Genomic DNA, 13,263 nt, shown 5'->3' with positions numbered 1-13,263 from the left:
GATGACAACCCAGGCTGTTTCTGGTCGCCGTTATTTCACTAAAGCGTGGCTTCTTGAGCAGAAGTCGCTCATTGCCCTGCTGGTGTTGATCGCGATTGTTTCGACGTTGAGCCCCAACTTTTTTACCGTTAATAATCTGTTCAATATTCTTCAACAGACCTCCGTCAACGCCATTATGGCGGTGGGGATGACGTTGGTGATTCTGACATCGGGGATCGATCTGTCCGTCGGTTCCCTGCTGGCGCTCACCGGCGCGGTTGCCGCTTCAATCGTCGGCGTTGAAGTGAATGCGCTGGTCGCGGTTGCCGCCGCGCTGGCGCTGGGCGCTGCGATTGGCGCCGTCACTGGTGTTATCGTCGCGAAAGGCCGCGTACAGGCGTTTATCGCTACGCTGGTGATGATGCTGCTACTGCGCGGCGTGACGATGGTTTACACCGACGGTAGTCCGGTCAACACCGGCTTTACCGATAACGCCGATCTGTTTGGCTGGTTCGGTATCGGCCGTCCGTTGGGCGTTCCTACGCCGGTCTGGATCATGGCTATCGTCTTTATCGCCGCCTGGTATATGCTGCATCACACCCGTCTGGGACGCTATATCTACGCGCTGGGCGGTAACGAAGCGGCGACGCGCCTGTCTGGCATTAGCGTGAGCAAAGTGAAAATTATCGTCTATTCACTTTGCGGCCTGACAGCGTCGCTGGCGGGCATCATTGAAGTGGCGCGCCTCTCTTCCGCGCAGCCGACGGCGGGTACCGGCTATGAGCTGGATGCTATTGCCGCCGTGGTGCTGGGCGGCACCAGCCTTGCAGGCGGTAAAGGACGCATTGTTGGGACATTGATCGGCGCATTGATTCTCGGCTTCCTTAATAATGGTTTGAATTTGTTAGGTGTTTCCTCCTATTACCAGATGATCGTCAAAGCGGTGGTGATTTTGCTGGCGGTACTGGTAGACAACAAAAAGCAGTAACAACGACTACAGGACATCTGAAATATGAACATGAAAAAACTGGCTACCCTGGTATCTGCTGTTGCGCTGAGCGCCACCGTGAGCGCGAATGCAATGGCGAAGGACACCATTGCGCTGGTGATCTCTACCCTCAATAATCCCTTCTTCGTGTCGTTAAAAGACGGGGCGCAAAAAGAGGCGGATAAACTGGGTTATAACCTGGTGGTGCTGGACTCCCAGAACAACCCTGCCAAAGAGCTGGCGAACGTGCAGGATTTAACCGTTCGCGGGACCAAAATTCTGCTGATCAACCCGACTGACTCCGATGCGGTGGGTAACGCGGTGAAGATGGCTAACCAGGCGAAGATTCCGGTTATCACGCTTGACCGCCAGGCAACCAAAGGTGATGTCGTCAGCCATATCGCGTCTGATAACGTGCTGGGCGGTAAGATCGCTGGCGACTATATCGCGAAAAAAGCTGGCGAAGGCGCCAAAGTGATTGAGTTGCAAGGCATTGCCGGAACATCTGCGGCGCGTGAGCGTGGCGAAGGTTTCCAGCAGGCGGTAGCCGCTCACAAATTTAATGTCCTGGCCAGCCAGCCTGCCGATTTCGACCGTACTAAGGGTCTGAACGTCATGCAGAACCTGCTGACCGCGCATCCGGATGTTCAGGCTGTCTTCGCCCAGAACGATGAAATGGCGCTGGGCGCACTGCGCGCGCTGCAAACTGCCGGTAAAGCAGATGTGATGGTGGTTGGATTTGACGGTACGCCGGATGGCGAAAAGGCCGTAAAAGATGGCAAACTGGCAGCGACTATCGCTCAGTTACCGGATCAAATCGGCGCCAAAGGCGTTGAAGTGGCGGATAAGGTGCTGAAAGGCGAAAAAGTTCAGGCCAAATATCCGGTTGACCTGAAACTGGTCATCAAGCAGTAATAAACGACACGGGTCAACTATGGCCTGATGGCGACAGAAATACGCGAGCCTCCGCTGAGGTGAACGTAAAAAAAGAAAAGCAGGGCACGCGCCACCCTAACCGGTGGCGCACTTTGACGTGGAACCCCGAATATGAAAACCGCAGGTAATCTCATCGTCCTTGGCAGCATTAATGCCGATCATATCCTTAATCTTGAGTCCTTCCCTACCCCGGGTGAAACGGTAACCGGTAGCCATTATCAGGTCGCGTTTGGCGGGAAAGGCGCGAATCAGGCGGTTGCTGCGGGACGTAGCGGGGCAAATATTGCGTTTATCGCCTGCACGGGCGATGACGATATTGGCGACAGTATTCGTAAACAATTAGTCAGCGATCGTATTGATATCGCGCCAGTTAGCGTTATTAAAGGCGAGTCTACCGGGGTGGCGCTGATTTTCGTTAACGGCGAAGGCGAGAACGTCATCGGTATTCATGCCGGAGCGAATGCCGCATTATCGCCGGCGTTGGTTGATGCGCAACGTGAACGTATCGCGCAGGCGGATGCGTTACTGATGCAGCTGGAATCGCCGCTGGAAAGCGTACTGGCGGCGGCGAAAATCGCCCATCAACATCATACTACTGTTGCGCTTAACCCGGCGCCTGCCCGTGAGCTACCGGATGAACTGCTGGCGCTGGTGGACATCATCACGCCAAATGAAACGGAAGCTGAAAAGCTGACGGGCGTGCGTGTGGAAAATGACGACGATGCCGCGAAAGCTGCGCAGGTTTTGCATGATAAAGGCATTCGAACCGTATTAATTACCTTAGGAAGCCGTGGCGTCTGGGCCAGCGTAAACGGCGAGGGCCGCCGCGTTCCTGGATTTAGCGTTGAGGCTGTCGATACCATTGCCGCCGGAGATACGTTTAACGGCGCCTTTATCACCGCGATACTGGAGGAGACGCCGTTGCCGGAAGCGATTCGCTTTGCCCATGCCGCCGCCGCGATTGCCGTAACGCGTAAAGGCGCGCAACCTTCCGTTCCGTGGCGCGAAGAGATAGAAGCGTTTTTACATCAGCAGGGGTAACGCTTGGCTACTATGAAAGATGTTGCCCGCCTGGCGGGAGTCTCTACATCGACGGTCTCTCACGTTATTAACAAAGATCGCTTTGTGAGTGAGACGATAACCGAAAAAGTTGAAGCGGCGATTAAATCGCTTAACTATGCGCCTTCTGCGCTGGCGCGAAGCCTCAAGTTAAACCAGACCCGCACGATTGGTATGCTAATTACCGCCAGTACCAACCCTTTTTATTCCGAACTGGTGCGCGGCGTTGAGCGAAGCTGTTTTGAGCGCGGTTATAGTCTGGTGCTGTGCAATACCGAAGGCGACGAGCAACGGATGAACCGCAACCTGGAGACGCTGATGCAAAAACGGGTAGACGGTTTACTGCTGCTGTGTACCGAAACGCATCAGCCTTCTCGTGAAATCATGGAGCGTTATCCGTCTATTCCTACCGTCATGATGGACTGGTCGCCGTTTGATGGTGAGGGCGATAGCGATCTCATTCAGGATAATTCGTTGTTAGGCGGCGATCTTGCCACCCAACACCTTATCGATAAAGGATTTACCCGAATATCCTGTATTACCGGCCCGCTGGACAAAACGCCAGCGCGTTTGCGGCTGGAAGGGTATCGGGCGGCGATGAAACGCGCAGGGCTGGCTATTCCGCAAGGCTATGAGATCACCGGCGATTTTGAATTTGGCGGCGGCTTTGACGCCATGCAGGCGTTACTCGCCCATCAACAGCGACCGCAAGCGGTTTTTACCGGAAACGATGCGATGGCTGTCGGCGCCTATCAGGCGCTATATCAGGCGGGGCTTCGTATTCCGCAGGATATGGCAGTCATTGGCTATGATGATATTGAGCTGGCGCGCTATATGACGCCGCCGCTGACGACTATCCATCAGCCGAAAGATGAATTGGGCGAGCTGGCTATTGATGTGTTGATTCATCGGATGGCGCAGCCCGCCTTGCAACAACAGCGACTTCAGCTTACTCCGGTTTTGACGGTGCGTGGGTCGGTTTAGATTTATGCCGTTCTTTAATCAGATTGTTGCCGTCTTTGGCTCTTAGCAGCATAAACATCAGCGCGGACACGATAGTGATCGCCCCCATCGTGATAAAGGTATAGTGGAACTGTTCCACGGTACTGGTGCCCGCAAAACCTTCATAAATACGTAACACCGCCGCGCTGATCGCCACGCCTAAACTGATAGACAATTGCTGCGTAACCGCCAGAACGTTGTTGCCGCTGCTGGCGTTATCGTCTGTCAGATCCGCAAGAGTAATCGTATTCATTGCCGTAAATTGAGTGGACATCGCCATTCCAAGAATGAATAGCGGCAGCACGAGCATCCAGATCGGCATGGCGGGAGATTGAAACGAAAACTGGGCAATCATCAGACCGATAAATACCGTAATGCCGACCAGAGTCTTCCGGTATCCCAAACGTCGCAAAACCTGCGTTACGGTCGATTTCGCGATAATAGAACCCAAAGCTGTCGGCGCCATCATGCAGCCGGCGATCAGAGCCGGGTAGCCAAAACCAACCTGTAGCATTAACGGCATCAAAAAAGGTACGCAGCCTGTCCCCAGACGCGTGGCGAGGTTGCCGGCAATACCGACGGAAAATGTGCGTGTCTTAAACAGCGATAGTGATATTAACGGTGTCGGATGACGGCGGGCGTGGCGGATATAGGCCAATAGTAGAACGATACTGCAAAAAATAATGGCGGATGCGATCCATGTCGCCACAATCTTTTCGCCAAACAGTTCCATTCCGCTGGAAAATAAAACCAGACTTAATCCAAAAAGAAAGAAGCCGGTCATGTCAAACTTGCGACGCGGCGTGGTGAAGTTGGGCATATATTTGCGGGCATACAGAATGCCTGCAACCCCAATGGGAATATTAATCAGGAAGATCCAGTGCCAGCTTGCCCAGGTCACCAGTACGCCGCCTAATACCGGCCCCAGAATCGGACCTACCAGCCCCGGCATAGTGACAAAGTTAAGAACGGGCAGCAGCTCACTACGCGGATAGGCTCGCAATAACGCCAGTCGCGCCACTGGCATCATCATCGCTCCGCCGACGCCTTGTACGACGCGAAAAATAACCAATTCAGATAGTGAACTGGAGAGCGCGCAGGCCAGCGAGCCTAACGTAAACAGACTTACGGCAACCATAAAGACGCGACGCGTACCGAAGCGGTCAGCCAGCCGCTTACCGGAATTAACATGGCTACTGTCAGGGTATAACTGATAATAGCGGACTGCATGGCGAGTGGGGAACGGTTAAGACTATGCGCAATAGCCGGTAAAGCGGTATTCAAAATGGTGGCGTCTAGCGCCTGCATAAAGAAGGCCATCGCCGCGATCCACGGCAGGCCAGCCATACTGCGCGCTTTTTTGCTGGTCATTCAATATCCTGTTAATTATCTGGTCTCTCATTGGGCGCTATTAACAACGCCTGGCAGGCCTGGAAAGCGCGTTCGCCGTCGCCATCAGCGATGGCATCAACAATGGCCTGGTGCAAATCCAGCTTTACCACCTCGTTATAGGTGATTGAGGTAAAGTAAGTGTGATAAACCGAATGAAATAGCGTAGCAAAAGAGATTAGAAAGGGATTGGCGCTCATTTCGTAGATATGCTCGTGCCACGCCATATCCACTTCAATCCAGCGTTCACGCTTAAAATGCTTTTTCAGCGCGACCATCTCTTCCATTAAGGCATTAAGCCGCGCTTTCTGCTCCGGTGTGCCAAGAGTCGCCGCCAGCAGGCAGGCTTGCGGCTCCAGGCTAATACGCATCACCAGAAAATGATCTACCACCTGATGAAAATTTTCTTCCGTCATCCACCAGGTCAGCAGCTCTTGATCCAGAAAGTTCCAGTTTCCCTGCGGCATCACCCGCGTACCAATGCGCGGACGGGGTAGCACCATACCTTTAGCCGTCAACGTTTTCACCGCTTCGCGAACTGCCGTTCGACTTACGCCGTACTGCTCGCCCAGTTCTATTTCGCCGGGAAGAATCGTACCGGGGGCGTAGTCACCCTTTAATATCCGCTGCGCCAGCTTTTCAGCCAGAACATAGGATAGATTTTTCTGTGCGGCTAATTGTTGTGCGCTTAAAGGCATGAATGTTCTTCCTTTCTCTTTCGTTTGGTTATTAGTATGCCACCTGGAAGTGTGATTGCAGTTGCAATAACGGCAATTTGCTTATTTTATGGCACGTTAAGCACGCCATTGATGAAAAAAGAGACACTCAGAAAATTATTTTAAATTTCCTCTTGTCAGGCAGAAATAACTCCCTATAATGCGCCACCACTGACACGGAACAACGGCACACAGGCCGCCGGGTCAGCGGGGTTCAGACCAGAACCTCACGGAGAAAAGCGAAAATAAACGCTTGACTCTGAAGCGGGAAAGCGTAATATGCACACCCCGCGCCGCTGAGAAAAAGCGAAGCGGCACTGCTCTTTAACAATTTATCAGACAATCTGTGTGGGCACTCGAAGATACGGATTCTTGACGTCGCAAGACGAAAAATGAATACCAAGTCTCAAGAGTGAACACGTAATTCATTACGAAGTTTAATTCATTGAGCATCAAACTTTTAAATTGAAGAGTTTGATCATGGCTCAGATTGAACGCTGGCGGCAGGCCTAACACATGCAAGTCGAACGGTAACAGGAAGCAGCTTGCTGCTTCGCTGACGAGTGGCGGACGGGTGAGTAATGTCTGGGAAACTGCCTGATGGAGGGGGATAACTACTGGAAACGGTGGCTAATACCGCATAACGTCGCAAGACCAAAGAGGGGGACCTTCGGGCCTCTTGCCATCAGATGTGCCCAGATGGGATTAGCTAGTTGGTGAGGTAACGGCTCACCAAGGCGACGATCCCTAGCTGGTCTGAGAGGATGACCAGCCACACTGGAACTGAGACACGGTCCAGACTCCTACGGGAGGCAGCAGTGGGGAATATTGCACAATGGGCGCAAGCCTGATGCAGCCATGCCGCGTGTATGAAGAAGGCCTTCGGGTTGTAAAGTACTTTCAGCGGGGAGGAAGGTGTTGTGGTTAATAACCGCAGCAATTGACGTTACCCGCAGAAGAAGCACCGGCTAACTCCGTGCCAGCAGCCGCGGTAATACGGAGGGTGCAAGCGTTAATCGGAATTACTGGGCGTAAAGCGCACGCAGGCGGTCTGTCAAGTCGGATGTGAAATCCCCGGGCTCAACCTGGGAACTGCATTCGAAACTGGCAGGCTTGAGTCTTGTAGAGGGGGGTAGAATTCCAGGTGTAGCGGTGAAATGCGTAGAGATCTGGAGGAATACCGGTGGCGAAGGCGGCCCCCTGGACAAAGACTGACGCTCAGGTGCGAAAGCGTGGGGAGCAAACAGGATTAGATACCCTGGTAGTCCACGCCGTAAACGATGTCTACTTGGAGGTTGTGCCCTTGAGGCGTGGCTTCCGGAGCTAACGCGTTAAGTAGACCGCCTGGGGAGTACGGCCGCAAGGTTAAAACTCAAATGAATTGACGGGGGCCCGCACAAGCGGTGGAGCATGTGGTTTAATTCGATGCAACGCGAAGAACCTTACCTGGTCTTGACATCCACAGAACTTTCCAGAGATGGATTGGTGCCTTCGGGAACTGTGAGACAGGTGCTGCATGGCTGTCGTCAGCTCGTGTTGTGAAATGTTGGGTTAAGTCCCGCAACGAGCGCAACCCTTATCCTTTGTTGCCAGCGGTTAGGCCGGGAACTCAAAGGAGACTGCCAGTGATAAACTGGAGGAAGGTGGGGATGACGTCAAGTCATCATGGCCCTTACGACCAGGGCTACACACGTGCTACAATGGCGCATACAAAGAGAAGCGACCTCGCGAGAGCAAGCGGACCTCATAAAGTGCGTCGTAGTCCGGATTGGAGTCTGCAACTCGACTCCATGAAGTCGGAATCGCTAGTAATCGTGGATCAGAATGCCACGGTGAATACGTTCCCGGGCCTTGTACACACCGCCCGTCACACCATGGGAGTGGGTTGCAAAAGAAGTAGGTAGCTTAACCTTCGGGAGGGCGCTTACCACTTTGTGATTCATGACTGGGGTGAAGTCGTAACAAGGTAACCGTAGGGGAACCTGCGGTTGGATCACCTCCTTACCTTAAAGATGCGTACTTTGCAGTGCTCACACAGATTGTCTGATGAAAAGTAAATAGCAAGGCGTCTTGCGAAGCAGACTGATACGTCCCCTTCGTCTAGAGGCCCAGGACACCGCCCTTTCACGGCGGTAACAGGGGTTCGAATCCCCTAGGGGACGCCACTTGCTGGTTTGTGAGTGAAAGTCACCTGCCTTAATATCTCAAAACTGACTTACGAGTCACGTTTGAGATATTTGCTCTTTAAAAATCTGGATCAAGCTGAAAATTGAAACACAGAACAACGAAAGTTGTTCGTGAGTCTCTCAAATTTTCGCAACACGATGATGAATCGCGAGAAACATCTTCGGGTTGTGAGGTTAAGCGACTAAGCGTACACGGTGGATGCCCTGGCAGTCAGAGGCGATGAAGGGCGTGCTAATCTGCGATAAGCGCCGGTAAGGTGATATGAACCGTTATAACCGGCGATACCCGAATGGGGAAACCCAGTGTGACTCGTCACACTATCATTAACTGAATCCATAGGTTAATGAGGCGAACCGGGGGAACTGAAACATCTAAGTACCCCGAGGAAAAGAAATCAACCGAGATTCCCCCAGTAGCGGCGAGCGAACGGGGAGGAGCCCAGAGCCTGAATCAGCATGTGTGTTAGTGGAAGCGTCTGGAAAGGCGCGCGATACAGGGTGACAGCCCCGTACACAAAAGCGCATGTGCTGTGAGCTCGATGAGTAGGGCGGGACACGTGGTATCCTGTCTGAATATGGGGGGACCATCCTCCAAGGCTAAATACTCCTGACTGACCGATAGTGAACCAGTACCGTGAGGGAAAGGCGAAAAGAACCCCGGCGAGGGGAGTGAAAAAGAACCTGAAACCGTGTACGTACAAGCAGTGGGAGCACAGGTTTACCTGTGTGACTGCGTACCTTTTGTATAATGGGTCAGCGACTTATATTCTGTAGCAAGGTTAACCGAATAGGGGAGCCGCAGGGAAACCGAGTCTTAACCGGGCGTTAAGTTGCAGGGTATAGACCCGAAACCCGGTGATCTAGCCATGGGCAGGTTGAAGGTTGGGTAACACTAACTGGAGGACCGAACCGACTAATGTTGAAAAATTAGCGGATGACCTGTGGCTGGGGGTGAAAGGCCAATCAAACCGGGAGATAGCTGGTTCTCCCCGAAAGCTATTTAGGTAGCGCCTCGTGAATTCATCTCCGGGGGTAGAGCACTGTTTCGGCTAGGGGGCCATCCCGGCTTACCAACCCGATGCAAACTGCGAATACCGGAGAATGTTATCACGGGAGACACACGGCGGGTGCTAACGTCCGTCGTGAAGAGGGAAACAACCCAGACCGCCAGCTAAGGTCCCAAAGTCATGGTTAAGTGGGAAACGATGTGGGAAGGCCCAGACAGCCAGGATGTTGGCTTAGAAGCAGCCATCATTTAAAGAAAGCGTAATAGCTCACTGGTCGAGTCGGCCTGCGCGGAAGATGTAACGGGGCTAAACCATGCACCGAAGCTGCGGCAGCGACACTATGTGTTGTTGGGTAGGGGAGCGTTCTGTAAGCCTGTGAAGGTGTGTCGTGAGGCATGCTGGAGGTATCAGAAGTGCGAATGCTGACATAAGTAACGATAAAGCGGGTGAAAAGCCCGCTCGCCGGAAGACCAAGGGTTCCTGTCCAACGTTAATCGGGGCAGGGTGAGTCGACCCCTAAGGCGAGGCCGAAAGGCGTAGTCGATGGGAAACGGGTTAATATTCCCGTACTTGGTGTTACTGCGAAGGGGGGACGGAGAAGGCTATGTTGGCCGGGCGACGGTTGTCCCGGTTTAAGCGTGTAGGTGTGTGTTCCAGGTAAATCCGGTTCACTTTAACACTGAGGCGTGACGACGAGGCACTACGGTGCTGAAGCAACAAATGCCCTGCTTCCAGGAAAAGCCTCTAAGCATCAGGTAACATCAAATCGTACCCCAAACCGACACAGGTGGTCAGGTAGAGAATACCAAGGCGCTTGAGAGAACTCGGGTGAAGGAACTAGGCAAAATGGTGCCGTAACTTCGGGAGAAGGCACGCTGACACGTAGGTGAAGTGATTTACTCACGGAGCTGAAGTCAGTCGAAGATACCAGCTGGCTGCAACTGTTTATTAAAAACACAGCACTGTGCAAACACGAAAGTGGACGTATACGGTGTGACGCCTGCCCGGTGCCGGAAGGTTAATTGATGGGGTCAGCGCAAGCGAAGCTCCTGATCGAAGCCCCGGTAAACGGCGGCCGTAACTATAACGGTCCTAAGGTAGCGAAATTCCTTGTCGGGTAAGTTCCGACCTGCACGAATGGCGTAATGATGGCCAGGCTGTCTCCACCCGAGACTCAGTGAAATTGAACTCGCTGTGAAGATGCAGTGTACCCGCGGCAAGACGGAAAGACCCCGTGAACCTTTACTATAGCTTGACACTGAACATTGAGCCTTGATGTGTAGGATAGGTGGGAGGCTTTGAAGCGTGGACGCCAGTCTGCGTGGAGCCGACCTTGAAATACCACCCTTTAATGTTTGATGTTCTAACGTGGACCCGTGATCCGGGTTGCGGACAGTGTCTGGTGGGTAGTTTGACTGGGGCGGTCTCCTCCTAAAGAGTAACGGAGGAGCACGAAGGTTGGCTAATCCTGGTCGGACATCAGGAGGTTAGTGCAATGGCATAAGCCAGCTTGACTGCGAGCGTGACGGCGCGAGCAGGTGCGAAAGCAGGTCATAGTGATCCGGTGGTTCTGAATGGAAGGGCCATCGCTCAACGGATAAAAGGTACTCCGGGGATAACAGGCTGATACCGCCCAAGAGTTCATATCGACGGCGGTGTTTGGCACCTCGATGTCGGCTCATCACATCCTGGGGCTGAAGTAGGTCCCAAGGGTATGGCTGTTCGCCATTTAAAGTGGTACGCGAGCTGGGTTTAGAACGTCGTGAGACAGTTCGGTCCCTATCTGCCGTGGGCGCTGGAGAACTGAGGGGGGCTGCTCCTAGTACGAGAGGACCGGAGTGGACGCATCACTGGTGTTCGGGTTGTCATGCCAATGGCACTGCCCGGTAGCTAAATGCGGAAGAGATAAGTGCTGAAAGCATCTAAGCACGAAACTTGCCCCGAGATGAGTTCTCCCTGAGACTTTAAGTCTCCTGAAGGAACGTTGAAGACGACGACGTTGATAGGCCGGGTGTGTAAGCGCAGCGATGCGTTGAGCTAACCGGTACTAATGAACCGTGAGGCTTAACCTTACAACGCCGAAGATGTTTTGGCGGATGAGAGACGATTTTCAGCTCAGATTCAGAGTTGAGTACGCAATAATTTGCGCAGCAGCAAGGCGGCAAGCGAAGGAAAGGAAGGAGCATACAGAAGTATGTGACTGACTTTACGAGCGCAGGCAACGCCGCTGATGCGATAAAGAATTGCGTACAGAGCACAAAAGAATTTGCCTGGCGGCACTAGCGCGGTGGTCCCACCTGACCCCATGCCGAACTCAGAAGTGAAACGCCGTAGCGCCGATGGTAGTGTGGGGTCTCCCCATGCGAGAGTAGGGAACTGCCAGGCATCAAATTAATCAGTAAACTGATGTAAAAATCAGTGGTTGTAAAAGAATTCGGTGGAGCGGTAGTTCAGTTGGTTAGAATACCTGCCTGTCACGCAGGGGGTCGCGGGTTCGAGTCCCGTCCGTTCCGCCACCCTAATTAGGGGCGTAGTTCAATTGGTAGAGCACCGGTCTCCAAAACCGGGTGTTGGGAGTTCGAGTCTCTCCGCCCCTGCCAGAAATAATCCTTAGCATCTGCTAAGGATTTTTTTTTTGCCTAAAATTACCTGATTATCTGATCAGGTAATCGTAAGTTCCCTTCTTTTTCTTTTCATCATTTTCATTGTTCATCCAGCACATCCGTTTTTAACAGATCGCAGATCAGCGAGTATTTATCGCTGTTTTGCAGCCAAATAGCGTATAGTGGCCGTGAAAGCGTTGCGCTGTCGGCAACGGTATGTAATCCGCCCTTTTCATTTGCCCAGTTTACAGGAAGCCAGCTACAGCCATTTAATGCGCTAAGCTGCTGTCGGGCGAGTTCGGCTGAACTGGTTGTTAATACCGGCACTTCATCTGCTGCGATCAGCCCTGTTTCATGCTGTTGGAAGTCTGGTCCCCACTCCAGCCGCAGATAATTGAGTTCTGATTTCTTACGGGCAGGGCTGCTGCAATATAACGCCAAAGTGAAGTGCCCTAACAGCTGACTGCTGAACTCATCCATTTTGGGCGCTTCGGTAGTAATGAGGAGATCAAGCTGGCGTTCATGAAGTTGCTTCACAAGCGATTGCCGTTGAGCGATTCTGGCTTCGAACTGCAGGCCGCTTTGCGGCTCCTGTAGTTGGTACAGTCGCCCCAGCCAGGCGTTAAGCATACACTCCCATAAAGACGCGCTGGCGCCGATGGAAAACTCGTTATGGCGTGAGGTATGCGCCACCTCTTTACGTGCCGCCTGCCACGTATTCATCAGCGTTTCCGCATACGGTAAAAGTTTTTCGCCAGCCGTGGTTAAACGGATATTGTTTCTGTGCCGCGTAAAAAGGTTTACGCCCAGTTGATTCTCCAGTTGCCTGATACGAAAGCTCACCGCGGATTGCGTCAGGTAAAGTGCTTCTGCGGCCCGCCCGAAATGGCGTGTCCGGCTAACTTCCAGGAAAGTTTTTAACAATTCCGTATCCACTGTGCTCTCCACAAAATTATTTGTCGTTATGATTTAAATGTTTTGTTTTACACTCTGTCAAGCGTAACTAATACTCCGCGCCATAAATAGCTCAGACAAAGAATTAGGAGCGTGCAGGATGGCGGAAAGCTTTACGACGACTAATCGATATTTTGACAATAAACATTATCCACGTGGATTCTCTCGTCACGGTGATTTCACGATTAAAGAGGCACAACTGCTTGAGCGTCATGGTCATGCCTTTAATGATCTGGATCTTGGCAAGCGTGAGCCTGTGACTGAAGAAGAGAAGCTGTTTGTAGCGGTATGTCGCGGTGAACGCGAGCCGGTAACGGATGCAGAACGCGTCTGGTCCAAGTATATGACGCGTATCAAGCGTCCAAAACGCTTCCACACCTTGTCTGGCGGCAAGCCGCAAGTTGAAGGCGCAGAAGACTACACCGAAGCTGATGATTAATAAAA

Annotated in this window: 7 protein-coding genes, 3 tRNA genes, 3 rRNA genes and 1 pseudogene; 11 read left to right on the top strand and 3 right to left on the bottom strand. The window is 52.6% G+C overall.

Features of this window, described 5'->3' with window-relative positions; translation table 11 throughout:
- Position 1: 1 nt before the first annotated feature.
- The 4 genes from rbsC to rbsR all read left to right on the top strand — a co-directional run bounded on the left by rbsC (position 2) and on the right by rbsR (position 3,946).
- Positions 2-967: a ribose ABC transporter permease gene (gene rbsC, locus ACFK9X_RS22945; RefSeq protein ID WP_000211345.1), complete on the top strand. Its 966-nt coding sequence runs from the start codon at positions 2-4 to the stop codon at positions 965-967.
- A gap of 24 nt (positions 968-991) precedes the next feature.
- The gene (gene rbsB / locus ACFK9X_RS22940) at positions 992-1,882 is read left to right on the top strand and encodes a ribose ABC transporter substrate-binding protein RbsB (RefSeq protein ID WP_001056260.1); all 891 of its coding nucleotides are present in this window, start codon (positions 992-994) and stop codon (positions 1,880-1,882) included.
- Between the two features lie 132 nt (positions 1,883-2,014).
- The gene (gene rbsK, locus ACFK9X_RS22935) at positions 2,015-2,944 is read left to right on the top strand and encodes a ribokinase (RefSeq protein WP_000844730.1); all 930 of its coding nucleotides are present in this window, start codon (positions 2,015-2,017) and stop codon (positions 2,942-2,944) included.
- A gap of 3 nt (positions 2,945-2,947) precedes the next feature.
- On the top strand, positions 2,948-3,946 hold the full coding sequence (gene rbsR, locus ACFK9X_RS22930) for a ribose operon transcriptional repressor RbsR (protein WP_151117836.1): 999 nt from the start codon (positions 2,948-2,950) through the stop codon (positions 3,944-3,946).
- Here rbsR and mdtD read toward each other — a convergent pair.
- Both mdtD and ACFK9X_RS22920 read right to left on the bottom strand, forming a co-directional pair.
- Positions 3,912-5,335, bottom strand: a pseudogene (mdtD, locus tag ACFK9X_RS22925) (multidrug transporter subunit MdtD). The gene rbsR and the pseudogene mdtD sit on opposite strands and share 35 nt — an antisense overlap.
- An 11-nt stretch (positions 5,336-5,346) precedes the next feature.
- Complete coding sequence (locus tag ACFK9X_RS22920) at positions 5,347-6,051, bottom strand: FadR/GntR family transcriptional regulator (protein WP_001131144.1); 705 nt, start codon at positions 6,049-6,051, stop codon at positions 5,347-5,349.
- A gap of 480 nt (positions 6,052-6,531) precedes the next feature.
- On the opposite strand from ACFK9X_RS22920, the gene ACFK9X_RS22915 reads away from it, so the two are divergent.
- The 6 genes from ACFK9X_RS22915 (at position 6,532) to ACFK9X_RS22890 (ending at position 11,862) form a co-directional block, all read left to right on the top strand.
- Positions 6,532-8,073 (top strand): 16S ribosomal RNA (locus tag ACFK9X_RS22915).
- A gap of 85 nt (positions 8,074-8,158) precedes the next feature.
- Positions 8,159-8,234, top strand: a tRNA-Glu gene (locus ACFK9X_RS22910).
- Between the two features lie 193 nt (positions 8,235-8,427).
- A 23S ribosomal RNA gene (locus ACFK9X_RS22905) occupies positions 8,428-11,334 on the top strand.
- 197 nt (positions 11,335-11,531) lie between these two features.
- Positions 11,532-11,647, top strand: a 5S ribosomal RNA gene (gene rrf, locus ACFK9X_RS22900).
- The 16S, 23S and 5S rRNA genes sit together here with 3 tRNA genes alongside, the layout of an rRNA operon.
- 54 nt (positions 11,648-11,701) lie before the next feature.
- Positions 11,702-11,778, top strand: a tRNA-Asp gene (locus tag ACFK9X_RS22895).
- An 8-nt stretch (positions 11,779-11,786) separates the two neighbouring features.
- A tRNA-Trp gene (locus ACFK9X_RS22890) sits at positions 11,787-11,862 on the top strand.
- A 102-nt stretch (positions 11,863-11,964) separates the two neighbouring features.
- Here ACFK9X_RS22890 and hdfR read toward each other — a convergent pair.
- Positions 11,965-12,813, bottom strand: a complete 849-nt coding sequence (gene hdfR / locus ACFK9X_RS22885) for an HTH-type transcriptional regulator HdfR (protein WP_001541181.1) — start codon at positions 12,811-12,813, stop codon at positions 11,965-11,967.
- Between the two features lie 106 nt (positions 12,814-12,919).
- On the opposite strand from hdfR, the gene maoP reads away from it, so the two are divergent.
- Entirely contained in the window at positions 12,920-13,258 is a 339-nt protein-coding gene (maoP, locus tag ACFK9X_RS22880) for a macrodomain Ori organization protein MaoP (RefSeq protein WP_000840996.1), read from the top strand.
- Positions 13,259-13,263 lie beyond the last annotated feature (5 nt).

It is taken from the genome of Salmonella sp. WC3 (assembly GCF_042932255.1).
GTDB classification, from domain to species: domain Bacteria; phylum Pseudomonadota; class Gammaproteobacteria; order Enterobacterales; family Enterobacteriaceae; genus Salmonella; species Salmonella enterica.
This window is presented reverse-complemented; position numbering and strand designations above follow the sequence as displayed.